Raw genomic sequence first — 25093 nt, forward strand, 5'->3', positions numbered from 1 at the left:
AGACAAGACACGATCTTTTTTCTCTCCTAAAGTCAGGTGCAACAGAGGCATTAGGCCTCTGCATTAAAACTTAAACACCCAAAAACACTATAACAACAACAGGCCTTGATGTATGAATAAAGCTCCCATGTACGCACGTGCAACAATCTCGTCGTCTATATTTGTCCTGGTATGTTCTTCTGCCTTGGCGGCAAATGGTCCACCCCCACCTGCCGTTAGTCAGCCAGGTGGCATAAACCTTGGTAATACCAGTTTCTATGACGGCTTCGCTGGGCCGCCTGGACTTAATCACAATATTTACTTACAGCACCGTAGAGCAACGTCTTTCCTCGATAACGATGGCAATGATAATAAGGTTTTTGATAACCCAGAGTTCAGTGCCACCACTTTAGTAAATCAACTTACTTACTACTCACCAAAAACAATTGGGGGAGGAGGGCATTTAGGCTGGAGCATCATTCTACCAATCGTTTCACTCGATGCTGATTTTGGGGCTGAAGGCCCTCAATTAAAAGACAATGGCACAAGTTTTGGAGATATATCTCTTGGCCCAATGGTTCAGTTTGATCCAATAGTCGACGCTCAGGGACGGCCTACGTTCGTTCAGCGTTTGGCGCTTGATGTTTCGTTGCCTTTAGGTGAATACGATGAGACTAAAGACTTTAATCCCGGTTCAAATTTTTACTCGATAAACCCTTATTGGGCGGCAACGTGGATGCCTGCTGAGCGTTGGGAAATGAGCTGGCGGCTGCATTATCTATACAACTTCAAAAACAGCGATCCCGCCAGCAGTACCCACCAGTTGTTCAATGGTGATCCAGTTCGCGATACCCAAGCAGGCCAAGCCGCCTGGTCAAACTTCGCCGCCTCTTATGAAGTCATTCCGAACGTGTCAGTTGGCTTAAATGGATACTACTTCAAGCAATTGGAGGACGACAAAGTCAATGGGCAACGACTTGAAAATTCGCGAGAGGAGGTGTTAGGCATTGGACCAGGGCTACTGTGGAAAAGCACCAAAGGTCTATGGCTTTGGTTCAACGCATATCACGAGACAGAAGTCGAAAATCGCGCAAAAAACGACTTCTTAGTCCAAGCACGTTTAGCGTATTCATTTTAATTGAAATGAATCTACCACGAGGTGTAAAGCTATGAATAAGCCAAAAAAATGGATTGCAGATAAGATCAAGAGCCTCGATCCCCATAAGGATTACATAGAAATATGGAGGCTTTCAAGCAGTTATCGCTTAGATGACTTCATGCAGAATTTCATCTATGCACTCACCTTCCCCAACTTTATCGTAACGGACTGGGGGTCAAAAGCTGTCTGGCGTGAAGATGGAGGGAAAGTACTTCACCAATCCACCTCACGGGTTGAGCAGACGGGCAGCGCCAATGCTCTTTGGTGGTTCTATGGTCCTAACGATGAGCGAACTCTCAAATCTATTGAGAGTATAAATAAGCTTCATGCTTATTGGGCCAAAAAGTACCCTGGCGCATTCTCCTATAATGAAGATTACGTCTATACGTTGGCGTTTTCTGCAACCACAATGCATCGCCTAAAGCTGAAAATGGGGGCCCCTGGTATATCTGAAAAAGAGAAAATAGCGGCTCACCTTTTTTGGCGTGACATGTCTAAACTTTTTTATGCAGAAAACGGTCAACCCATCACAGGCTATCCAAATAGTTTTGAAGAGCTAGTAGAGTTCTGTGAGCAGTATGAAAACACTCCTAGGCCGACACCCGAGCGAGCCAACTTGGTAGCTAATGCTATCTATGAGCAGTTTGTTTTCAGGTTTTTTCCACCCCGGCTTCACTGGTTTGGCCACCAGCTAATTAGGGCCATGTCGCTACCCACTACGCTAAAAACGCTCGGTATCGACCCACCCGACCCAATGGCTGCTGAGATTCTCCCAAAGCTTATGGGCTATATTTTCTGGCAGATGGAAGAAAACACCGACGACCCAACTGAAAGCTATATCGAAGAGAGATTGCGGATGCCAAGCGAAGAGAAAAAAAGTATTCGGAGCGAGATAAAGGATCTGGATGGACGCTTTCCCGAACACTTTGCTCAAAAATATAAAGACGACCCCAAATTTATCGGCTGTCCATACCATGCAGCCCTGGAGGCAGCAGCTTCTAGTAAAAAAAGTAACAGTGAAGATAGTTTTGTTGACGAATTAGAGAAGAAGGCAGGGGCTTTAGACTAGGAGTCTTCGGGGGCAATGAAGCATAAGTAGAACTTAGAATAAGATATCGTTGCTGACTTGCCCCTTATCCCAGTAAAACAATGATCTCTTGCGGCAGCTACAAACACGAAGTACAGAAACACCAAATAATATTTCGTCTACCTTTCTCCTAAATTGGAATACTTCCTTGAACAGTTATATTTCCACATCAGCATATCAGTCGTTTCCGAATTAAAGCCATCTCAGTTAGTCATTACACTCGCAAATACAACGAGGAATATTTACATGAATGAGACTTCACCCATCTGGGAAGACAAAATTTACCTGGGACAGTGGCAAACTGCTGAAGGGCCTCAGGCTGCCGTAATTGGTCCCGCCACCGGCGAAGTCCTCGCTAAAGTTAAGACGGCTACTCCCGTAGACGTAGGTCGCGCTGCACTTATCGCTAACTCAGCTCAGCAACATTGGGCCACGTTACCGTTCGATCAAAAAGCAGAGATCCTACGCCGGGCCGCCGCCCTGCTCAAAGAGCGGGCCGAAGAAATCAATCGCTGGAATATTCGTGAGTGTGGCTCTACAGCAGCCAAGGCTGAATGGGAACTGCAGGTTACCTATGAACAGGCCCAGATGGCCGCAGCACTCCCCATGCAACCCAACGGACAGATCTTCCCTTCTAGCATGCCAGGTCGTCGCAATTACTGGAAGCGGGTGCCCATTGGCACAGTGGGGGTTATAGCTCCTTGGAACTTCCCCATCCTCTTAGCCATGCGCTCGGTCTTTCCTGCCTTAGCCATGGGCAACTGTGTGATCCTGAAGCCAGCCCCAATGAGCGCTATCTGTGGAGGTGCTTTGATGGCCGAGGTTCTAGAAGCAGCTGGCTTGCCGGAGGGCGTGTTCCACGTACTACCAGGTGGGCCCGAGGTGGGTGAGGCGTTGGTTCAACACTCGGATGTCGGCATGATCTCCTTTACGGGATCTACCGCCGTTGGCGAGAAAATTGGCGAAACCTGCGGGCGTATGCTCAAGAAATGTGCCCTTGAGCTCGGTGGCAATAATGCAATGGTGGTTTTAGAAGATGCCGACTTGGAGGCAGCCGCCTCTTCCGCGGCTTGGGGGGCTTTCCTCCACCAGGGTCAAATCTGCATGCAGGCGGGCCGACACCTAGTACACCGTTCAGTGGCGGAAAAATACATGAAGAAACTCGCCGACCGGGCCGCCCGCCTAGTTACAGGTAACCCTTGGACACAACAGGTACATCTCGGCCCATTGATCAATGAGGCGCAAGCTAAGCGTGTAGAGGAGATCGTAAACCGCTCAGTAGCAATGGGTGCCAAGGTAGTCGCTGGCGGTAAACGCGATGGCAACTTCTTTGAAGCCACGGTTCTTAGCGGCGTGACGCCAGAAATGCCTGCCTTTGGCGAGGAAATTTTTGGCCCTGTAGCCCCCATTACACTTTTTGATACCGATGAGGATGCTATCGCATTAGTCAATGTTTCCTCCTATGGGCTAGCCGCCGCTATTCACTCCACATCTACAGAGCGAGCCCTGCGCATTGCTGATCGCATCAAAGTAGGCATGGTGCATATTAATGATCAGACGGTAAACAATGAGTTTCAGGTACCCTTCGGTGGCATGGGCCGCTCAGGTACCAGCGGTCGCTTCGGTGGCCCCGCAAACCTAGATGAGTTCACCACCACCCAATGGATCAGTGTGATGGAGCAAGGTATCCAGTATCCCTTCTAGCGCTCAATGAATTAAGCATTTGCGATTGACAAAAAGCCCTGTGCTGCGAAAGCAGGCACGGGGCAAAATAGATGGCGTCTTCATCACTGCTGCAATTGAGCCAAGTGCTGCATTTTACGGGTCATTTCTTGACCTGCTGCTGCTACAACGGGCATCAAAAAAGAGGTTACTTCCTCTGTTGCGACGGTTATCGGTAAGACGAGGCTAACACTTCCAAGAACTCGCTTGTCGTCATAAATAGGGGCTGAAATCCCAGAGGCACTTGTTCCAAGCTCACCTGCCGTGATAATAGCAGGCTGGCTTCTAAGCTCTCGAAGGCTTCGCTTGACCTCTGTCCAGTTGGCGCCAAGGTCAAACTGGTTGAATTTATCAGGAGCGTGGTTGAAGTAGGCTCTAGCTTGGCGTAAGGGTAAGTTGGCCAGAATCACTTTTGATGCAGCGCCTTGATATAAAGGTCGCGGCTGGCCACGCTCATAGCTAATCTCATGGTGCTGATAAGTCTCGAATTCCTCATGCACACACATTACTTGGCCGCGGAAGTAGCGGCAAAGAATGGCGATACTGGCAGAAGGTGCCGTGCTGAGCATTTCTCGCATGATACTTCTCGCCGCATGAATCATTGGATCGCCAATCCTTAGTTTACGGTCCAGCTCAATTATCGCCGGGCCAAGTACATACCTCCCTGTTGTATAGGCTGAAATATAACCGGCCGAGGCAAGCGTTCTGAAGTAACGGTAGGTCTGGCTGGCCGAAATCCCCAAGTGTACAGACGCCTCATCGACCGACCACTCCCCTTTTTCTTCATCAGCGAACAGGGAAAGTAATCGCAGCAGCCGTTCCTGAGAATTCTCTTTCAAAGCCACCTCAACATTTCCAGTCTGTTAATAGCGCCCTTAAACCACTGCGCGCATCTTTTGCAAAGCTCACTAGGGGCTTACAGCAATAACTGACTGTCACACATGACCATCAGTTGCCTCAATACGCTGTGATTGCTTAAAAAAATTTTTGAGCGCCCAGCACCATAGCCTGTATCAAAGCCTCCCGAAGATAATACTTTTGTCGCAAATACATATTTTTGCCTTGACCCCAACCGCATAAAAAGCAAAATTATCACAATACGAAAAAAATTGTTTTATTTACGGCAGAGACAATAATTGCTGATCCTTACAAACACACATCAGCTGAATCTTAAGGAGGAGCTATGACCGATACAGCATTTAAAGAATTAATCTCCAAAGACAACATGGCGCCACTATGGGAGGTGCTGCGAGGTTTGACACCACGTGAGCCTAAACAGGTACTGGAGCCCGTTATCTGGCGTGATAAAACGATTCGCAAGAACATGGAGATGGCTTGTGAAGCCATTTCAGCTGAGGATGCCGAGCGTCGCGTCCTGGTGCTGGAAAACCCAAAGCTACGCGGTAAATCCTTGGTAACCACCTCACTATACGCAGGCATTCAGATGATTCTGCCTGGCGAGGTCGCGCCAAGTCATCGGCATACGGCTTCGGCCTTGCGCCTGATTCTCAGCGGCGAAGGTGGCTTCACTAATGTGGACGGTGAAAAAGTAATGATGCGCCCTGGTGATTTCGTGATCACACCATCCGGGGTGTTCCACGACCATGGCGCCGAGGGCAGCGACCCGGTGATGTGGCTGGATGGCCTTGATGTACCTGTCGTACAGATGCTTAACGCGGGCTTCTCTGCTGACGATCCGAACAATCGCCAGGAAGTTCGTCGACCGGCGGGCGACTCTGAAGCGCGTTATGCATCCGGGTTAACCCCAGTCGGGTATCAGGGCAGTGGCACGACGAGCCCCTTGTTCCACTACCCCTATAAGCGCACTCGGGCGGCGTTGACTCAGCTCGCTGAGAGTGGTGATTGTGATCCTGCCATTGGGCTCAAGCTGACCTTTACCAATCCCACCAATGGTGAATCACCGATCCTTACCATGGGCGCTTACATACAGCTTCTGCCACCTGGGTTTCAGGGCGTGGAGCATAGGGAAACAGATGGTGCGGTCTATTGCGTAGTGGAGGGTAGTGTCCGCGTTCACGTCGGAGATCAGGAGTGGACGGCAAATCAGCACGATGTGTTTGTGGTTCCTGGCTGGGCCTGGCGTCGCTTCAAAGCCTCCGATGAATGTGTTTTGTTCAGTTTTTCAGATCGCCCCCTTCAGGAACATTTGGGCTTTTGGAAGGGCGAGAGTAAAAAAGCCTGACAACTCCCTGATACAAAGGATAACCATTGCATGAAAATCTGCTTGTTCAATAACAATCGCCTGGGTGTCGTAGACGGTAACGAGGTATTGGACGTCTCAAGCGTCCTAACTCGTATCGGTGCCTCGGAATATCCCTATCCCCGTGGAGATCAACTGATTGCTTGCTTACCAGAATTAATGCCTGTCATAGCGGATGCCATACAATTCGCTCGGCGTTATCCTCTCAGCAAGGTGACATTGCGCTCCCCGGTTGCCAACCCCGGCAAGGTTGTCGCGGCTCCAGTCAACTACCAAGCCCACTTGGATGAGGCCATTGAGGATACCGCGACTTTCTCCCGAGCACATGTGCGAAAGATACAGGAGACAGGGCTGTTCCTCAAAGCTACAAGTTCACTGGTCGGTCCTGATGATTCTGTGTACGTCGGTCTTCCGGACCGCCGAACCGACCACGAAATCGAATTGGTTGCCATCATTGGCAAACGTGCCAAAAACGTTTTAGCAAAGGATGCGCTGTCCTACGTGGCGGGATACAGCATCGGGCTGGATATCACGATTCGTGGGCCGGAGGAGCGCAGCCTGCGTAAGTCGCTAGATTCCTACACAGTGCTGGGCCCCTGGCTGGTTACCGCCGATGAGATAGAAAACCCTCATGCATTAGCGATGACCCTAGATGTGAATGGAAAAGTGCGACAAAGCGCCAATACCAAAGATCTGATCATGGATGTAGCCGAACTTATAGAGTTTGCCTCCAAATTCTACACCCTCGAGCCCGGCGATCTGCTGTATACCGGGACACCAGAGGGGGTGGGGCCTATCCAGCCTGGTGACACCATCAATTGTGAGATTGAGCGTATTGGTAAGATCAGTGTGAACGTGGAGGCATCATGAGTACTCAGCAGCCTATTCTTATTATCGGCGGCGGGATTGGTGGCCTTGCATCAGCACTGGCCTTGTCTCGTCTCGGCATCCCAACATTGGTTATTGAGCAGGCCGATGAGTTTCGTGAAGTGGGTGCTGGTATCCAAGTAGGACCGAATGGCTTCCGCGCCCTTGATCGCCTAGGGGTATTGGCGCAGGCACGTGAACTGGCGGTGCTGCCAGATGAACTGATCATGATGGACAGCGTCAATGCCACACCGGTCGTTGAGATCCCGGCGGGTGACTCATTCATCGAACGCTTCCAGTACCCCTATGCACTGATCCATCGTGCCGACTTACACAACGTACTGCTCAACGCGTGTCGTGCATCGAGCCAGATAGAGTTTCGAACCTCTACTAGGGTCGCCTCCTTCTCAGAGGCCAATGGCAAGATGAATGTCACCACAGCTCAGGGGGAAGTAATCTCAGGAAGTGCTTTGATAGGGGCCGATGGCCTATGGTCTAAGGTTCGCGAGAGCATTGTCGGCGATGGAGCTCCGAGGGTTTCCGGTCACATTGCCTATCGTGCGGTAATTCCTATCGAGGAAGTGCCAGAAGCCTATCGCCGGAATGCCATGATTCTGTGGGGCGGCCCCAAAAACCACCTCGTGCAGTATCCGTTACGTGGAGGAAAGCTCTTCAATCTGGTTGCCGTGTTCCATAGCGATCGCTATGTAGAAGGCTGGAATACAGAAGGAGATCCTGAGGAGCTCAAGCAGCGTTTCGCTGGAACCTGCGATACGGTTCAAGAACTGTTAGCCAAAATTGATAGCTGGCGTATGTGGGTGCTATGCGATAGAGAGCCTGTGAAAGAGTGGAGCCGTGGCCTTGCCACCCTGGTCGGAGACGCTGCTCACCCGATGTTGCAATACCTTGCCCAAGGTGCCTGCATGGCTATAGAGGATGCTGTTGTGCTAGCTGATGAGGTTGCCCGCTGCAGTGACGATATCGCCAGTGCCTTTCAGGCGTACCAGCAGCGGCGCTACCTGCGCACCGGACGCTGTCAGATTATGGCCCGTGTTCACGGTGAGTTCTATCACGCGACAGGGGTTACGGCTGAACTGCGCAATGCCATGCTCGCTTCTCGGACGCCAGAGCAGTCTTATGAAGGGCTGGCTTGGCTATATGATAAGGATATTTGACGCGCTTTTAATATAATAATTTCCTAATAAAAAGTAATAACTGTTTACAACTCTTGCAAACTACCATGCTCATAAAATTTTAGAATTCCGTTTTTGACTTATGATTTTATAAGAGCACAACTAATTTTCAGTGAGAAAGAAAAAAACCTCTAAAAATAAGGTAAATACAATGACAAACATACTAAATACTGCCACTCGCTATCTTTGCGCGATTCCGCTAGGCCTAGCGTTAATTGCCAGCACACAAGTCGAGGCCAAAGAGTTACGCCTGGGATTAATTACTCCGCCTCAGCATATTTTGAATCAAACCGCCCAACGCCTAGCCGACACAGTGGCAGAGCGAAGTAATGGTGATTTAACCATTACCATTTTCCCATCCGGCCAGCTAGGGGATGAATCGGCCATGTTCACCCAAATGGAGACCGGACTGCTAGACATAGGGCTTATGACCGCCGCAGCTACCAGCCAGCGTGAACCAGCTTTCGTCGGCTGGTTCACTCCCTTCCTCTTTTCCAGCGTAGAAGAGGCGGCCAAGGCCACCGAGACAGACGCTGCTCAGCAGATGCTGCAGAACCTGGAGAGCAAAGGTCTGCACGCATTCGGCTATACTTTTGCGGGCATGCGCCATATTCTTATGCGCGAAAGCGCTGTTAACAGCACTGAGGATGTTAGCGGCAAAAACATCCGCATTATTCCGTTCGCAGCGATGAATACCTGGTGGCGAGCCGTTGAGGCTCGGCCCACCCCGACGAGTTTGCCGGATGTTTACCAAGGCCTCCAAAACGGTATGCTGGATGGTGTGGATATTGACCTCGATGCCTTAGTAGGTTCGGGCTTTTATGAAGTAGCGGAGCATCTAACACTGACTAGCCATATGGCGTTTCCTGAGGTAGCCATAATGGGCCAAGCATCCCGCGCTTCACTTAGCGATGCAGAACGCCAGCTAATTGATACCGCCATGGCTGAGGCACTTGCCTGGGGTACTGAGACGGAAATTGCAGCAGAAGCGAGCAACCGCACCTTGCTCGAAGACCGCATTAATGTGTATACGCTAGAAAGCGCTGAAGACGCTTTCAGCACGGCGAACCAAGCGTTCGCTGAGCGCTTTGGTGACCATCCGCTTATCCAAGCATTCCAGCAACAGTCCACCGAACTCCTTAACGCTGAATAAAACGCGTCGGGGCGCTTCTGCGCCCCGAACCAAAGAGGCGTACCCAAGATGCATTTTCCCCAAGACACCTGGCTAACCAAGGCGAGCCGACAGCTAGCCAGGGTTGAACAGCTGCTCTGCAACGTACTGATAATAGCTTTTAGCGCGTTGCTTATTGCTAATGTTTTCGCACGATACGTACTCAACAGCCCACTTTTTTTTGCCAATGAGCTAGCCGTCTATATTCTGATTTGGATGGCGTTTCTCGCCATCTCTATCGCCATACATAACGACCAGCACGTACGTTTGACCATGCTGATTGCGATACTGCCTAAAGCGGCTCAGCGCGTTTGCTATTGGCTTACCGAGCTGATCTGCCTGGCGATAATGGTTACTGTCCTGTGGTACGCCATCGCTTGGCTGCGGTCACCTTCGATCCACTACGATATCGCTATTACGCTCGATTGGCCCAAGTGGCACTTCTATCTCATCGTGCCGCTTTTCTGCGTCACATCGATTTTTCACCTCGTCGCTAGGCTTTTTGATCGCTCGCGAGCGAGTTTCGTCCTAGCCAACGACGAGGAGTAACCCTATGACGCTTGTGGCTTTTATTGTGTTAATGCTACTTGGAATGCCAATTGCCTTTGTCCTCTTGGCTTCAACACTTACCTTCGTGATCACTTCCGGTAACTACCGTCTATTTGAAAACCTACCCCAGGTTATTTTTGGCTCGCTAGAGGTATTTGATCTGCTGGCGATTCCCTTATTTATCCTGTTGGGCGAAATCATGAATGAGGGTGGTATTACACGTCGCATTATCACCGCCACACGTGCCTGGTTTGCGTGGATTCCTCACAGCATTGCCTATGTATCCCTCACCTCGAACTTGATGCTTGCCTCTATTATGGGTTCAGCGACGGCACAGATCGCTATTATGAGCCGAGTAATGACTCCCGAATTGGAGCGTGATGGTTACGACAAGGGGTTCGCCGCGGCGTTGACGGCAGGTGCTGGCCTGCTGGGGCCGATTATTCCGCCGTCAATGGTGTTTATTATCTATGGCGTCATTGCTCAAGTGTCGATTGGTGCCATGTTCATGGGGGGCATTCTTCCTGGGCTACTGCTGTTTATACTGATCAGCGGCTTGATCGCGATCATGGCGCGCCGTGCGCGTAAGAAAGGAAGCGTTGATCAGGAACGCACACCGCTATGGCGTGCGACTCGCGGCGCACTGCTCACACTTAGCATTCCCATCGTCATTGTGGGCGGTATCGCATTTGGCATAGTGACGCCGACTGAATCCGCGGCGGCTGCGACGCTAATGGCGGTGGTGATAGGCGCCCTCTTCTTTCAAGAGCTTAAGTGGGGGCAATTACCTGGTGTTTTAAGCCGAACAGCACGCAACACCGCCATTGTGCTATTTCTGATTGTCGCTGCGAAAGCCTTTGGTTGGGTACTGGTGTACAACCAGATACCTCAACAGGTAGCCGGACTAATGCAAGGCACCACCGAAAGCCCGCTGGTATTTATGCTTCTGGTGTTTGTGATGCTGATGGTAGTAGGCATGGTGCTTGATGGGATCGCTGCGCTGATCATCCTAGTGCCTATTTTGCTCCCGGTGGCGCAGCAAAGTTATGGTATTGATCCCATCCATTTTGGCATCGTCACCTGTATGACACTGAGCTTGGGGCTGTTAACCCCCCCGGTGGGTGCAGGGCTCTATGTTGCCTCGGCCATTAGCAACGTCAGTTTGCCCCGTATCACGAAATGGATACTTCCTTTTATTGTAGCGGCCTGTCTCGTCATTCTCGCGGTGATCTTTAACCCATGGATGGTTAACCTGTTCAGTTAACGCTCTAATTGATTTGACCCCCCTCTTCTGCCCAGCGACTCAAGGCTGGGCAGACACTATTTCAACAGTGCCAGCTGCTGCGACTTCTGATATGGTCACGGCGTGTTCTCACCCACGATAAGAACTGATATGACGCGATCCCCGCTTTCTGAAGCTTACGACCTGGCCGGCAACCTGCTACGGCGATGCCACCAAATTAGCGTGGCGATCTTCTTGCGCAAGTGTGAGGCCCTTAAGCTGACTCAGCTGCAATACATTATTCTTTCCGCGCTTGAAGAGATGGGCACTAGTGACCAAATCACGTTGGGCGGGTATACCGCCCTAGATCGTAATACCGTGGCGGTCGTGGTGCGTAAACTTGAGGAACGAGGGCTCGTCTCGCGTCACCGAAACCCTGAAGATCGCCGCTCAATGGTCGTCAAGCTGACCCAAGAGGGAGAGTCTCTACGCGAAGCCGCTGAGCCTGCCGTTGAAGAAGTGCAACAAGATATATTGGCGCCGCTAGCCCCTGATGAGCAGGAAGTACTGTTAAAGCTGTTACAGAAACTAGCAAGTGACAATAACCACCTGAGTCGTGTTCCAGTGCGCTTAAATGAAAACTAGACCCAATCCGGTAATCCCCATTAAATAATCTCCGTGATAATTGGTGGGGTTGTATCCTTAAAAAGAAGGGACATCCCACAAACGTAATGCACGCGTTACGAACAGCCAAATCATGGTGATTATGAAGTAAGTCGAGTTGGACGTAGCAAGTGGTTATGCAAAAGTTATCGAGTTATTTATTCCGTCCCCATCACACACGTATTTGACCGTTTCACAGAGCTTATCGAACGAACGGTAGGCTGTCAGCGGTAGCCACCGGTACTTGATTTCACGCCAAAGAATTTCGATCAGGTTCAGTTCCGGCGAATAAGGCGACAGATAGACCAGATGAATGCGATGCGCCATCCAGTCGATGATTTTGCGCTGGAAAGCTTTGGAGCGGCGCATGTTGGCATTGTCCAGTACAACGACGGCGAAGGCGTCAGAACGTTTCTGTGCCGCGAACTGATCGAACGCTTCTATCACGGCCTCCGTTTTCACGGAATCGGTTGTCATGCGATGAAAAAAGCTACCTTTCCTGATGAGAAAGCCCAGTACATTGAGTCGCTTACTACGTGAATAGGCGTTCACTGCTAAAGGCTCCCCCACCGGGCTCCATGCATAGGGAAGTGATGATGATTAAGAGAAGCCCGCTTCATCAAAGAAGTAAAGATCACACTCGCCGTTGTCTTCCCATTCCTTCAACGCATTGATCAAGCCTTGGGTATGACGGAAATCCGTTTCGTCACGCAGTGCCGTCAATGAGCGGCGGACCCGCTTACAACTGTTGCCGTTTTTTTTAATGCGCGACGCAGCGTGTCCTGGCTAACAACTTTTTCTGTCTTATCTTGAAACGTGGCATGGAGGACGGGTAATTGATGCGGGTGCTCTTCATCAAGCTGCTGTAACACCGCAAGCTCGCTCTCGTTGAGAAGGTTAGGCCGGCCTTCACGAGGCTTATCTTGGAGGCCTTCAACGCCACTTTTTTCTCATTGGGATAACCAAGTAGACCCCGTATCGCGTTTAACCCCGAGGATATCGTGAATCTGGTTAATCGTATGGCCTTAGTGACTAAGCAAGATGGCGTGAGCCCTGCGGCGTAGCGCTCTTTTTTCACCATACTGGTAGGCGTCATTCACGATAGGTTGCTGGTCAGGGGTCAAAGAAATGAAGCGCAAGCGACGAGACATGGTGCATCTCCCTTGTTATAAGCTTCTATTTTATATGCCATAACTTATGCAGAGTCACTTATATAGTCGGCCAGCTTCGGAAATAATGGTATTTAAAGTCAGTATTCGCACATGATTCTGCAGCAAGCTACCCCCTCTTTTATGGCAATACCAACCACTCTTTAAGACTCTCTCCATCTCGGGCGATACGCACATTGGGTGGCAGACGCGAAGGGTTTGCCAAACACTCGGAGTCTAAGTCATGGCCAATGTGAGTGAGATACGCCCGTGGAGGATCAAGTCGGGTGATAATCTCCAGTGCCTGGGTGATAGTGTTGTGATTGTGCGGTGCCTGATAAGTGGCTGGGTAACAGGCATCTAACACCACCACGTCAGGCTTCCAACTGCGTAGAAAGCGTTCCGTTTCAGTTGGCAGCCCGCAGGTGTCCGTGAGATACGCAAGCCTTGTTCCGCCGTCGTCAAGACAGTAGCCCAATGTTGGTTTCGAATGCTTAAGCGGTACGGGTGTCACCGTTAAGCTCTCGAACTTAATGGCTTTAAAAGGCTTGAGTCCGGGCTGGAAATCCAGCACCCCAGAATTTTTGTACAAATCGGCGCAGCCATGGGCATCCTTAGGGCCATACACGGGGATCGATTCTCCGCTTCCCCATCGCAAATGGAAAAGCCCCTGAACATGGTCGGCATGGTAATGCGTAATCAGAAAAGCCGACGGCCGTTCGATCTCACAACTATGCGCCAAGTCCATGCGCCCAGCATCGAGTAAGTAGAGCTTGCCATCGACCCGTACCTCGGCCGAGCAAGGGCCACGCTGCAAGCTAGTCAATACTCTAGCCCGACTGCAGGCCTCACAGTCACATCCAAAGCGCGGCACCTGTGCACTATCGCCGGTACCGCCAAAACGAAACTCCATCAATAGCTCTCCCGCCATGAAGTCCCAGGCCATCAGGCCTGAGCAGAACATCCCTTGATCACCACTGTCAGTTCCGTAAGGCTGTCCGCAAGTCGCCCCCCATTATTGACTTGGGCAACGCCAGGAAAAGCCTCCATCAATTCACGCTCCATTTCCTGATGGCGCTTGAGTCGGTGCTCAATCTCATCGATCGACTCTCTCCCACGCCCCATCAGTCGACGGCGCAACACTTCCGGGGGGGCAGTGATCACGACGGGCACCAGTGCCTCACCGAAGCGTTCAAGCGCCATCGGCAACGCCCGGCGACTACCGTTGAGCAGCACCGTAGTGCCCCTGCCGAGCCACGCTTCGACCTCTACGCCTACGCCGTACTTGAGCCCATGGGCCTGCCAGGAAAGGCATAGCATTCCCAGCTCACTACGCACCGAGAACTCAGCATCGCTGAGCGCGACGCAATCCTCGGTAGCACTACTTTCCCGGGTTAGATAGCGGTGGGCGACCAGCCATTCCGGGTGCGCACGGCGGGCCGCTTGCAGGAGGCAATCTTTACCGACGCCACTGGCCCCCATCAGGTAGATCAAGCGGCCCATTAGTACACCTGCTTACCGGCACACCACACTCTCTGAACCAGAGGATGGCTATCGACTTCACGCACACGAATCAGGTCGGCACGCAACCCTTCGGCAATGCGCCCACGGTCATTCAAGCCCACCGCTTCGGCAGGTTTTCGTGAGGCAGAGGCGACGGCACGAGGTAAGTCATAGCCATCCTCCATCTTGCTGATCAGGAAGACCGCATCAAGTAGTGCAGCGGGGTAGTAATCCGAGGAAAGAATGTCGAGCACACCGAGCCGCACCAGTTCGCTGGCAGCAATGTTGCCCGAATGAGAACCTCCGCGTACCACATTAGGCGCGCCCATCATCACGGCCATGCCGTGGTGGTGAGAAGCATGAGCGGCCTCCAAGGTGGTAGGGAATTCCGCTACTTGCGTGCCGTACTCAAGGCTTTCGGCCACATGCTCTATCGTGGCATCGTCATGACTGGCGAGCGCTAGACCACGCTCATGGCAGGCCTGAGCAATCGCTTTGCGGTAGGCGCTTGAGTATTGAGCACTAAAGCCCTGCTGGCGCTCGATGAAAGCATCAAGGCTGGCGTCATCGAAACCGTGTTTGCCCTTGTAGTACACCCGGTAGGCGTCGAGGCTGGCGAACTGGCGCTGCCCCGGCGAGTGGTCCATCAACGATACCAACCCAAGCTCAGGTGTATCCGCAAGGGACTGAAAGCGTGCCAGCGTATCCGGGTGGCAAACTTCACAACGTAGATGCAAACGGTGGTCTACCCGCGCCATGCCGCTGCGGTTGATGTCAGCGAGCGCTTCCACCATTTGATATAGCGCCTCTTGGCGCATGCTCTGGTCATCCACATCGCCGATGGAGACAGCATCAAATACCGTGGTGATACCGCTTGCTGCCATTTGGGCATCGTGAGCCAAGGCTGCGGAGCGCGATGGCCACGACACCTTGGGACGCGGCTGAAAATACTTCTCCATGTTATCGGTATGCAGTTCTATCAGCCCAGGGATTAGCAAGTCGCCTTCGCAGTCGATGGCACTGGGTAGCGCGGTAGCACCTTGGTCGATCGCCTTGATATGCCCTGCCTGAATCACCAAGCTGCCACGGACGATATCGTCATCCAGCACTAAGCGGGCGTTGGTCAGAACCTGTTCATTCGCTCTCATCGTGGCGACTCCTGGGTATCATCGTTCACAGCGGTTGAGGCGTCACCCGCTCTCAACATATGCTCTTCCAACGGTAGTTGGCGGTCAGCGACACGTTCGCGCACATCCTCATCATGGAAAATTCCCAGCATCGCCGTGCCGCGCGCTTTGGCCTCCTGAATGAGCTCAACCACCACATCACGGTTGGCGCTATCCAGCGAGGCAGTCGGCTCATCCAACAACAGCAACGGATGCTCGGCGATAAAGCCCCGAGCGATATTCACACGCTGCTGTTCACCGCCGGAGAAGGTTCCCGGCGCGAGATCCCATAGCCGCTTAGGCAGGTTGAGCCTTGCCAGCAGTGCCTCGGCTCGGCGACACGCTTCGTCCTGCGCTACGCCTTGCGATAGCAGTGGCTCCATCACCACCTGCCGCGCAGAGACCCTGGGCACCACGCGTAGAAACTGACTGACGTAGCCGATCACATCGCGCCGAAGCACGTGCCAGGCCTGGGCGGGCAGGTTGGAGAGCTCCAGCTCTCCGTCTTCAAAGTGCAGCGTCAACCGACCCGCGGAAACGCGATAGTTGCCATTCACCATTTTGAGCAGCGTGCTTTTGCCGATACCACTGCGCCCGGCCAGCACAAGACATTCACCGGGCATCAAACGCAGCTCGAGACCACGCATCACATCTAACTGCTGGCCACTCTGTGCGTGTAGCACGAAGGACTTGTCGAGCGCCGACGCGCTCAGAAAAGGTTGCCTTATCGCTGTCATAGCAGGCTCCTGAAGATGAGATCCTGAACATCAGTGCGGCTCATGGTGTTAACACCGATGAGACGAGTAGTTGGGTATAGTCGTGCTGCGGGTCGTCGAGAATCTGGTCGGTCAGACCGGCCTCCACGACCCGACCTTGCCGCATGACCATCAGGCGGTGGGCCAGCAGGCGGGCCACGGCTAAATCATGTGTCACCAGGATCACCGATAACCCAAGCTGCCGTGTCAAGGTGCGGAGCATATCGAGAAGACGCGCTTGCACCGACACGTCGAGCCCGCCGGTGGGCTCATCCATGAACACCAGGCGTGGCTCGGTCACCAAAGTGCGGGCGATCTGCAAGCGCTGCTGCATGCCGCCAGAGAAGGTACGTGGCGCATCATCGATACGTCGTGGGTCCAGTTCCACGCGGCCCATCCAGTCCTGGCTTGCGGCGCGTAAATTGCCATAGTGACGCTGCCCCAACGCCATCAGGCGTTCGCTGACATTGGCCCCGGCGGAGACACCAAGGCGCAGACCATCGCGGGGATTTTGATGCACTAGCCCCCACTCCATACGCAGCAGCGCGCGACGGCGTGCCTCGCTAATGGCGTAGAGATCAAGTGCCCCTTCGGCCGTGCTTAGCCCAGTGTGGGCAGGCTCGGGGTTAGTAAGCTCTTGGTTAATAAACTCTGTGCCCGTAAGCTCAGAAAAAGAGGGTTCAGAACGGTGATAAATCACTTGGCCGTTGTCGGGTTTTTCAAGCCCTGAAAGCACTCTCAGCAAGGTCGACTTGCCCGAGCCGGACTCACCGACAATACCGAGCACTTCCCCCTGATGCAGTGTGAAGTCAATCTCTTCGCACCCCTGCTTGGGGCCGTATAGACGCGTGATATTGCGTGCTTCAAGCAGTGCCGGGCGTATTAGCTGTGGGCGTTTCATGCCACCTCCCCGCGACATTGCTGGCAGTAATCCGTGTCTGAGCAAACGAACATCCGCCCGCCTTGGTCATCGGTGATGACCTCGTCTAAGTAGCTGTCCGACGCTCCACACAACGCGCATGCCTCATCCCACGACTGGATCTCGAACGGGTGATCCTCGAAATCGAGACTCTTGACCTGGGTATAGGGAGGAATCGCGTAAAGGCGCTTCTCACGCCCAGCGCCAAACAGCATAAGCGCCTCATTCATATCGAGTTTAGGGTTATCGAACTTGGGAATGGGCGAGGGATCCATCACATAGCGTTCATCCACCTTGACCGGATAGGCATACGTAGTGGCGATATGGCCATGGCGAGCAATATCTTCGTAGAGCTTCACGTGCATCACGCCGTACTCTTCGAGAGCGTGCATCACCCGAGTTTCCTCTTCGCTCGGTTCGATAAATCTCAACGGCTCAGGAATAGGCACCTGGAACACCAGGATCTGGTGTCGAGAAAGGGGACGTTCCGGAATTCTATGGCGCGTCTGGATAACGCTAGCCGCCGCTGTGCTGGTGGTGGTTTCAACCCCCGCCACACGCTCGAAAAATGTGCGAATGCTGACGGCGTTAGTGGTGTCATCCGCGCCTTGATCGATCACTTTAAGTACATCGTTAGCGCCGAGGATGCTGGCGGTAAGCTGCATCCCACCGGTGCCCCAACCATAGGGCATCGGCATTTCGCGACCACCGAAAGGCACCTGATAGCCGGGAATCGCCACAGCTTTTAGCAGTGCGCGGCGAATCATACGTTTGGTCTGTTCGTCCAAGTAGGCAAAGTTATAGCCGCTGTAAGCTAGACCGCCTTGGTCATCAATGCGGGGAGTCATACGGGGCGCTCCTGCTCTGAGGGTTCGCGGAGGTCGTGCTCCCGGCGTAGGCGGCGCAACAGCTCTAGCTCCGACTGAAAATCGACGTAGTGCGGTAACTTCAAGTGAGAAACAAAGCCCGAGGCCTCGACGTTATCGGCATGGGCAAGCACGAACTCGGCTTGCTGGGCGGGCCCCTGTACCGGTTCGCCAAGCTCTTCAGCGCGCAAGGAGCGGTCGATCAATGCCATCGCCATGGTTTTGCGCTCATTGCGACCAAAGGCCAAACCGTAGCCGCGGGTAAACTGCGGCGACTTTTCGCGACTGCCGCAGAACTGGTTGATCATCTGGCATTCACTGATCATGACCTCACCGATACACAGAGGAGCATCGAAGCCTTCCACTTCGATTTCCACCTCGACGGTGCCCTGACGAATCTCGCCAGCGAAGGGGTGGTTGCGGCCATAGCCACGCTGAGTCGAGTAACCCAGCGCCAGCAAGTAACCCTCATCGCCTCGCGCTAGCATTTGTAAACGCGTGGCTCGGTCGACGGGGAAATCCGGGGGATCCCTGGTGATGTCATAAGGCTCGGTGCCATCGTCCAGCTCTTTTTCAATCAACCCTTCGGCATCGAGCGAATCCAGGATCTGGGGGCAAGCCTCAAGCCCTGCCTGGGCTCTTTCCGGATCAGGAATCTCACCTTCGGCCAGCAGCATGAAATCCAGCAGTCGATGGGTGTAGTCGTAGGTTGGCCCCAGTACCTGACCGCCGGGCACATCCTTGAAGGCGGCACTGATACGCCGCTCGACATGCATGGCCTCTGTTTTGAGCGGCACGCTGTCGGCCAGCCGGGGTAACGTGGTTCGATAGGCACGCAGCAAAAACACCGCTTCGGTTAGGTCACCGCTGGCTTGCTTCAACGCCAACGCGGCAAGCTCAACGTCCATCAGTGAGGCCTCTGCCATGACGCGATCCACCGCGAGCCCCAACTGGTCACGAATCTGTTCGGTCTGCAGTTCAGGCTGGTGTCGGTCGCCTCGACGGCGGTCCGCCATCCAGCGGTGGGCGTTAGCAATGGCCTGCTCGCCTCCTTTAACGGCAACGTACATCAGACGCGCTCCTTGGCTGGATGAGTAAAGGGAGTGGGTGATGCACCCTCCAACGGCTTTTGGATACGAGTGCTACGGGGAATGGCGGTTAGGGAAGATCCCGAGGTAAGAATCGTGTCAAGACCCAGTGGAAAGCTTGCGCGGTTGAGCGCTAGCCGCTGCATTAGCGCCTCAGCCGTGTCATCGAGCTCAAGCACTCGCTGATTTAAAATTCCGGGGCCGCTTAATTGCCAGCATGTATTGCCGCGAGGGCTGGCATCACTACGCCCTTCCGTCAAGGATTCCAGCACTACGATGAGCGTGGTACTCCGGTCAGGGTAGATATCGCTACCTTCAGAAAAGCGCGGCATTGCCTGACAGGTGGACGGCATCACAAGCGCAAAATCAGCCTCTTCCGCGCGACTCACAATGCGTGCCCCGGTATGAAAGGCGATCGCCTCGGCTAAACCATCGCGGTTTAGTTCGTCCGCAATCCACACCCGTGTATCCAGGTCACACAGCACAAGTAGCACTGCCCAGGCAGCGGGCGACATCGCAACGTCTTTCGGTAGCGCTGCCAGGTCCACCTCAGCAAAGGTGCCGGGTTCGGCCATACTGCTTAATACTTGTCGGAACAGCTGCTGGCTGTGGTGAACCGCTTCCTTCAATGCGGGCCATTGATGCGGCTTGGGCACATGAGGTGGTTGTTCCGACGACGAGAGCTCCATGGTGATGTCGTGCATATCTACTCCCCTCGCACCATTGTGAAGAAATCGACCCGCGTTGCCGCAGCAAGCTGGGAGCGCTCAGCGCGTTCGTCCGCTAGCGCCTGAGTCAGTGGTTCAATCAGCTCCGCATCGATGCGTCGCGCCCAATGCGCTTTGTGGGCGCAAGCGTCGATCAAGGCGATTAATTCCGCGTGTTCACGGCTCCGCCCCGCGACCCACCCGTGGCCGATATCGCCGCCATCGGGCACATTTTCATCGAGCACCACGCTGACACGGGTCAGAGTCATCTCGCCCAGGTTAAAAGCATTGCCCGTCCCGCCTATACGGCCACGCACCATGACCATCCCGGTTTCAGGCCCGCGTACGCAGCGATGCGTTGCCTTGATACCGAGCTTCAGCCAACCCTCATTGAGGCGCTCTAAAGGTGTCAGCGCGAGAATGCGGTGACGCTGTTCAGGAGTCATCATTGTTCCTCGTCGTTGTCAGATCGGTGAAGGCCGACCCTGCGTTAGCGCTCATTCGGAAAATCGAAGTGGTAAGCAACACGGTCGGCCCGGGCGCGACTGACGGAAATTTCCACCAAGCGCCGTGATTCATCGACGTTGTCGCTGGTCAGAATCAATAGCGGCGCAAGCTGAGGGCACTGCAGTAAGCGGCTATCGTCACGATCCGCCTGAACTGCATCCAGGCGCACTTCGGCGCGGGTGAGTCGCAGGCCATAGTGCTGGTCAAGCACTGCGCGGGTAGAGCCACCGCGATAACGCTCACACCAGTCGGGCACGCGCGTGGCATCAAACCAATGCCGCAGATGAAGCAGCGGCGCACCATCCACAAGCCGCAGCGTATCCACGCATAACAGACACTCACCCTCCGCCAGTTCAAAGCGCTGAGCGATAGCTTCTGGCGGTCGCAAAAGCCCTTGATCTAAACAGCGTGTTTCGGTGTTAAGGCCCAATTCCGCTAAGTTGTGGGTGACCTTGCTACCGGCGCTCACCATATAGTCCAATCGCCGGTCTACCACTTGTGTGCCCCACCCTTGGTGGCGCGTCACCATGCCGGCAGCGACCAGTTCATCCAGCGCACGGCGAACCGTATGGCGATTTACCTCAAAGCGTTTGGCCAATGCCTGTTCGCTGGGTAGCTGGTCACCGGCGCTATGGTCGCTACGAATTTCCTGGGCCAGAATCGTGGCCAATTGGCGATAGCGCGGCTCGCTCGCTTCCTGACGGTGGTGCTGTATCAGTTGTCTAGACATTTATACTCCTGCCAAATAGACGCTGGGTTGCCAAGCTAAATGAAGCGCTTGCGTAAACGCTGGGAGGCCACATCAAGCAACGTGACGGCGACGATGATGACCAGCATGATGGTGGCGGTTTCAGCGAACTGAAATCCGCGCATGGTTTCCCACAGCGCCACCCCAATGCCGCCGCCACCCACCATGCCGAGTACGGTGGCAGAGCGAATATTCGACTCGAAGCGGTAAAGGCTGACCGATATCCATAGCGGCAGCACCTGAGGGATCAGTCCAAACGTGATCTCCTCGATACGTCCTGCTCCTGTCACGCGAATGCCTTCCATTGGGCCCGCATCGCTGGCTTCCACTGCCTCTGAAAACAGCTTCGCCAGTACCCCCGTTGTGTGTACAAACAGTGCCAGCGTGCCGGCAAAAGGCCCCAGCCCCACAGCCACCACGAACAGCATGGCAAAGACCAGCTCATTGATGGCACGGCACGCGTCCATGAGACGACGCATCGGTTGGTAAACCCACCAGGGCACCAAGTTTTCGGAAGAGAGCAGGCTGCAGGGCACCGCGACGATGATGGCCAGCAATGTGCCCCAAATAGCGATTTGGATCGTTACCAGCATTTGATTGATGTAATGACCAAGATTGCCGAACGCGGGGGGAAAGAAATCCCCAGCCAACGTGGCCATATTGTCCGCATTCGTCACCAGCAAGCTGGGGCGCATTTCGGCACCCTGCCAGGACCAGGCCAGCACACCCAGCAACACACCCCAGGCGATTAGCGAAAACCAGCTGCGTCGGCGCTGCAACGATGCGGTCATTTGAGAAGCGTGAGTATTCATGGTCTCTCCGGGCTGGGGGATCGGCCCGCGATCCCCCGCCGTGGATAATCAATTAAGTGCTTGAACGTTATTCGGCGTTGGCCACAGAGGGGGCGTCCGATTCAGCCTCTTCCATTTCCTCGAGGCGTTGATTGAGCGCATCCAGCTGTTCATCTAATGCTGCTAGCTGAGCTTCACGATCAGCGTCAGAGAGACTCTGGTCATTGGCGATATCAGCTCGCTGACTGAACAACGCCAGTTGGCGAATCGGTAATAGGCTATCGTTGCTGGAAGGAGCAAAATGACTCCACTGCAGCGGGGCTAAAATCTCCTTCTGTTCATCGCTTTCGCCATAACTGAAGAAGAAGTCTTGCAAGTTCTCTTTGGTCTCTTCGGGCAAGTTGCTGCGCCATACGAGGGGGTCAGAAGGGATTAGAGGAGATGTCCACACCACGCGAAGTTGCTCCGCTTTATCAGGTGCAGTGATCTCCAGGCGCGCCATACTCTCGGTATTGAAGGTCGCCACATCGACTTGTTGGTTGGCGACCGACAGCGCGTTCGTTTCATGGTTGGAGTTCAAGGTGCGCTTAAAGGCAGAGGACGCATCCACACCATTCTGGGCAAACACGTAGTAACCGGGCACCAAATAGCCAGACGTTGAATTGGGATCGCCGTTACCAAAGACGAGATCAGATGCGTTCGCCAATACGTCTTCGATGCTGTGCAGGTCGCTATCCTCATGCACAATCATCAAGCTCCAATAGCCTGGCTCACCATTCTCCGGAATCGTCTGGGCAAACACCTCGCCACCCGCACGATCGACGGCTTCCATCGCCGATTTGTTGCCGTACCAGGCGAGATCGATCTGATCGAAGCGCATTGCCTGAATCACCGCGGCGTAATCGGTCGCAAAGAAAGGCTCAACCTCTACCCCAAGGCTCTGCGACATATCATCTAGAAACGGCTGCCACATGGGCCGCTGATTCTGACTTGATTCGGTAGAGATAATGCCAAACTTGAGCGTTTCGGCGGCGAACAGCTGGGCGCTAGCTACCAGACCAATTCCCGCCATCAGCGGCAGAACCAAACGGCGATATTTAAACGTCATGGGTGTCTCTCCAGATTAATAGGGTTATCAATGGCAGGTTTCATGCGTGACCGGCACAGGTATCAGCCCAGCACCGGCGTTACGACGGTAGGTGGCCTTCTATCTCTGCGATCAGTGGGCAGCGCTTCGCCGTTTGAGGCTTCGCTTGCGCGGAGCTCATCAAGATCGGCATTTTCATAAAGCGCTTGTAGGCGTTCATCGGTGAGTTCGTTAATGGGGCCATCGAAGTACAGTCGGCCATCCTTGAGCGCAACGGCACGATGGCAATAGCGACGCGCTATATCGACTTGGTGAAGAGTGACGACGACTGTGCGGCCGTCTTCGGCGTGGATACGGCTGAGAATTTCCATGACCTCGCGAGCGCTACGCGGGTCGAGGGAAGCAATGGGTTCATCCGCCAGGATCAATTCGGCGTCCTGCATGAGTACCCGAGCAATGGCGACCCGCTGCATTTGTCCACCCGAAAGCGTATTGGCGCGCTGATCAATGAGCTCTTCCAGCCCCACTCGGGCCAAGCAAGCGCACGCACGCTGGCGCTCCTGGTCGGTAAATCGACCAAAGAGAGCTCTTAGCCGCGACATGCTACCCAACTGCCCAACCAACACATTGGTCAGTACGCTGAGACGCCCCACCAGGTTGAACTGCTGAAAGATATAACCGGTGCGGCAGCGCTCGATGCGAGCGGCCTTGCGCAAACGTCCGCTCGCCTGCACTTCACGACCCATCAGCGACACACGGCCACCCTGGATACGGTTTCCACAGGTAAGACCGACAAGATGACGTAGTAACGTGGACTTGCCTGAGCCGGATGGCCCAATCAGCGCAACCATCTCGCCTGTTGCAACGCGAAAGCTGACATCGTTTAGCACCTGTCGGTGTCCAAACGACTTGTTTAAGCCTTCAGCGTTAATAGTAGGAATAGACATGACGCTTCTCCTTTAGGAATAGCGCCATTCTGGTGGAAGCAGATGAACACCAGTTGTCTAGACAATGTCATTTTGATGATAATTTCAGCCGCTCCTCAGCCTCCTCGAAGCAACGCCAACAGTGTCGTTCACCCAATATCAAGGACTTATCTCTTAATGACACACGATTGAAACGTTTATGTCACCCGGTCGTCATAGTGTTATCCGACCACTCTTACCCAGTTGGCCTGAGATCGCCGGTGCCGAAATCGATGAAGCCGGTGCACTGTGCGTAGACTTTGCTCCTGAAAGACGGCGCTTGCGCTTCCACCCCGGCTGGCTTCGAGCCCACGACTACGACAATATTGGCGATCCAGAAGTACCGCCAGTTCCGGTAAAACGTGGAAGAGAGACACAGAAGAGGGCCCAGACAGCTTGGACGCCACAGGGCTCCTCGACACCGAAGCGGGCAGTGAGGAAGAGGAGTCTATTCTCGCTCCTGCTCTTTCAAGCATCCTGGGCAAGGGGTTAGTACGCTTGCGCAACCTACCCACCGAGCCCGACTCACACGAAGCGATAGCCCGGCGCATCGGTCCAGTAAGGCCCACCAACTTTGGCATGCTATTCAACGTCAAAGCCAAACCGAACCCAGACTCCAACGCTTACACGTCCATCGCTCTGTCCCCACGTCGACCTGACGACCCGAGAGTACCAGCCGGGTATGCAAATGCTGCCCTGCCGACATCACCCCACCTTCAGTAGCAGCCGGGTTTAGAATCAAAAGTTACTTCATCGTTTTTTACAGCTAGTTGCTCGGCATACGCTAATTTGAGCTGCTGCTAGTCGCCTAAAAAACTGCCGAGATGTGCAGTCATATCTAACCGCTGCCCTGAATACAATTCGTTAGAACACAATTGCACATTTGCCTTATTTCCAACGAGAGCGGTTTTAAGTTGGGAAAGGGATCCTAAATGCTCAGTCAACTACCCCCGCCTGAAGGCGGGAGCTTGGGACAACACGCTGGGTTGACCAGGGAGAGCGGTAGCCAA

Annotated in this window: 24 protein-coding genes and 1 pseudogene; 10 read left to right on the forward strand and 15 right to left on the reverse strand. The window is 53.7% G+C overall.

Going from position 1 to position 25093, the window contains the following annotated elements:
• Positions 1-112 precede the first annotated feature (112 nt).
• From U738_RS14265 to U738_RS14275, 3 genes are all read left to right on the forward strand, one after another.
• Complete coding sequence (locus U738_RS14265) at positions 113-1117, forward strand: SphA family protein (RefSeq protein WP_200882491.1); 1005 nt, start codon at positions 113-115, stop codon at positions 1115-1117.
• A 31-nt stretch (positions 1118-1148) separates the two neighbouring features.
• Entirely contained in the window at positions 1149-2207 is a 1059-nt protein-coding gene (locus U738_RS14270; protein ID WP_035581665.1) for a hypothetical protein, read from the forward strand.
• 264 nt (positions 2208-2471) lie between these two features.
• A complete protein-coding gene (locus U738_RS14275) occupies positions 2472-3929 on the forward strand; it encodes a benzaldehyde dehydrogenase (RefSeq protein WP_035581668.1) in 1458 nt (485 codons plus the stop codon).
• Positions 3930-4012: 83 nt separating this feature from the next.
• On the opposite strand, the gene U738_RS14280 is transcribed toward U738_RS14275, so the two are convergent.
• Positions 4013-4792, reverse strand: coding sequence for an IclR family transcriptional regulator (locus U738_RS14280; protein ID WP_035581670.1), 780 nt, complete (start codon positions 4790-4792; stop codon positions 4013-4015).
• A 338-nt stretch (positions 4793-5130) separates the two neighbouring features.
• On the opposite strand from U738_RS14280, the gene U738_RS14285 reads away from it, so the two are divergent.
• From U738_RS14285 to U738_RS14315, 7 genes are all read left to right on the forward strand, one after another.
• A complete protein-coding gene (locus U738_RS14285) occupies positions 5131-6150 on the forward strand; it encodes a cupin domain-containing protein (RefSeq protein ID WP_009286263.1) in 1020 nt (339 codons plus the stop codon).
• 30 nt (positions 6151-6180) lie between these two features.
• A complete protein-coding gene (locus U738_RS14290; protein WP_035581672.1) occupies positions 6181-7038 on the forward strand; it encodes a fumarylacetoacetate hydrolase family protein in 858 nt (285 codons plus the stop codon).
• Complete coding sequence (locus tag U738_RS14295; protein WP_009286264.1) at positions 7035-8210, forward strand: 3-hydroxybenzoate 6-monooxygenase; 1176 nt, start codon at positions 7035-7037, stop codon at positions 8208-8210. The genes U738_RS14290 and U738_RS14295 overlap by 4 nt, the downstream gene beginning before the upstream one ends.
• 169 nt (positions 8211-8379) lie before the next feature.
• The gene (locus tag U738_RS14300; RefSeq protein WP_009286265.1) at positions 8380-9381 is read left to right on the forward strand and encodes a TRAP transporter substrate-binding protein; all 1002 of its coding nucleotides are present in this window, start codon (positions 8380-8382) and stop codon (positions 9379-9381) included.
• A gap of 48 nt (positions 9382-9429) precedes the next feature.
• Complete coding sequence (locus U738_RS14305; protein ID WP_035581674.1) at positions 9430-9948, forward strand: TRAP transporter small permease; 519 nt, start codon at positions 9430-9432, stop codon at positions 9946-9948.
• Positions 9949-9952: 4 nt separating this feature from the next.
• A complete protein-coding gene (locus tag U738_RS14310) occupies positions 9953-11212 on the forward strand; it encodes a TRAP transporter large permease (RefSeq protein WP_035581676.1) in 1260 nt (419 codons plus the stop codon).
• Positions 11213-11341: 129 nt separating this feature from the next.
• Positions 11342-11815: a MarR family winged helix-turn-helix transcriptional regulator gene (locus U738_RS14315; protein ID WP_035581678.1), complete on the forward strand. Its 474-nt coding sequence runs from the start codon at positions 11342-11344 to the stop codon at positions 11813-11815.
• A 153-nt stretch (positions 11816-11968) separates the two neighbouring features.
• On the opposite strand, the pseudogene U738_RS23000 reads toward U738_RS14315, so the two are convergent.
• From U738_RS23000 to phnC, 14 genes and pseudogenes are all read right to left on the reverse strand, one after another.
• Positions 11969-12984 (reverse strand): annotated as a pseudogene (locus U738_RS23000) (IS630 family transposase).
• Between the two features lie 139 nt (positions 12985-13123).
• On the reverse strand, positions 13124-13945 hold the full coding sequence (gene phnP / locus U738_RS14325) for a phosphonate metabolism protein PhnP (protein ID WP_235208649.1): 822 nt from the start codon (positions 13943-13945) through the stop codon (positions 13124-13126).
• The gene (gene phnN, locus U738_RS14330) at positions 13927-14484 is read right to left on the reverse strand and encodes a ribose 1,5-bisphosphokinase (protein WP_035581681.1); all 558 of its coding nucleotides are present in this window, start codon (positions 14482-14484) and stop codon (positions 13927-13929) included. Before phnN ends, phnP begins: the two co-directional genes overlap by 19 nt.
• On the reverse strand, positions 14484-15632 hold the full coding sequence (locus U738_RS14335) for an alpha-D-ribose 1-methylphosphonate 5-triphosphate diphosphatase (RefSeq protein WP_035581683.1): 1149 nt from the start codon (positions 15630-15632) through the stop codon (positions 14484-14486). Before U738_RS14335 ends, phnN begins: the two co-directional genes overlap by 1 nt.
• Positions 15629-16387, reverse strand: coding sequence for a phosphonate C-P lyase system protein PhnL (gene phnL / locus U738_RS14340; RefSeq protein ID WP_051912781.1), 759 nt, complete (start codon positions 16385-16387; stop codon positions 15629-15631). Before phnL ends, U738_RS14335 begins: the two co-directional genes overlap by 4 nt.
• Before the next feature lie 40 nt (positions 16388-16427).
• Complete coding sequence (locus U738_RS14345; protein ID WP_035581685.1) at positions 16428-17306, reverse strand: phosphonate C-P lyase system protein PhnK; 879 nt, start codon at positions 17304-17306, stop codon at positions 16428-16430.
• Complete coding sequence (locus U738_RS14350; RefSeq protein ID WP_051912783.1) at positions 17303-18172, reverse strand: alpha-D-ribose 1-methylphosphonate 5-phosphate C-P-lyase PhnJ; 870 nt, start codon at positions 18170-18172, stop codon at positions 17303-17305. Before U738_RS14350 ends, U738_RS14345 begins: the two co-directional genes overlap by 4 nt.
• Positions 18169-19260 carry a carbon-phosphorus lyase complex subunit PhnI gene (locus U738_RS14355; RefSeq protein WP_035581688.1) on the reverse strand — a complete coding sequence of 364 codons (1092 nt, stop codon included), beginning with the start codon at positions 19258-19260 and terminating at the stop codon, positions 18169-18171. Before U738_RS14355 ends, U738_RS14350 begins: the two co-directional genes overlap by 4 nt.
• On the reverse strand, positions 19260-19982 hold the full coding sequence (gene phnH, locus U738_RS14360; RefSeq protein ID WP_235208650.1) for a phosphonate C-P lyase system protein PhnH: 723 nt from the start codon (positions 19980-19982) through the stop codon (positions 19260-19262). Before phnH ends, U738_RS14355 begins: the two co-directional genes overlap by 1 nt.
• 2 nt (positions 19983-19984) lie before the next feature.
• On the reverse strand, positions 19985-20431 hold the full coding sequence (gene phnG, locus U738_RS14365) for a phosphonate C-P lyase system protein PhnG (protein WP_035581691.1): 447 nt from the start codon (positions 20429-20431) through the stop codon (positions 19985-19987).
• A gap of 44 nt (positions 20432-20475) precedes the next feature.
• Positions 20476-21222 carry a phosphonate metabolism transcriptional regulator PhnF gene (gene phnF, locus U738_RS14370; protein WP_051912784.1) on the reverse strand — a complete coding sequence of 249 codons (747 nt, stop codon included), beginning with the start codon at positions 21220-21222 and terminating at the stop codon, positions 20476-20478.
• Positions 21223-21257: 35 nt separating this feature from the next.
• Positions 21258-22052 (reverse strand): phosphonate ABC transporter, permease protein PhnE, encoded by a 795-nt coding sequence (phnE, locus tag U738_RS14375; RefSeq protein ID WP_035581693.1) that lies wholly within the window; start codon positions 22050-22052, stop codon positions 21258-21260.
• A gap of 67 nt (positions 22053-22119) precedes the next feature.
• Positions 22120-23139 carry a phosphonate ABC transporter substrate-binding protein gene (gene phnD / locus U738_RS14380; protein WP_035581696.1) on the reverse strand — a complete coding sequence of 340 codons (1020 nt, stop codon included), beginning with the start codon at positions 23137-23139 and terminating at the stop codon, positions 22120-22122.
• Positions 23140-23201: 62 nt separating this feature from the next.
• A complete protein-coding gene (phnC, locus tag U738_RS14385; protein ID WP_081899111.1) occupies positions 23202-24065 on the reverse strand; it encodes a phosphonate ABC transporter ATP-binding protein in 864 nt (287 codons plus the stop codon).
• Positions 24066-25093 lie beyond the last annotated feature (1028 nt).

This window comes from Halomonas sp. TG39a (genome assembly GCF_000744395.1).
In the GTDB taxonomy this organism is placed as follows: Bacteria; Pseudomonadota; Gammaproteobacteria; order Pseudomonadales; family Halomonadaceae; genus Vreelandella; species Vreelandella ventosae_B.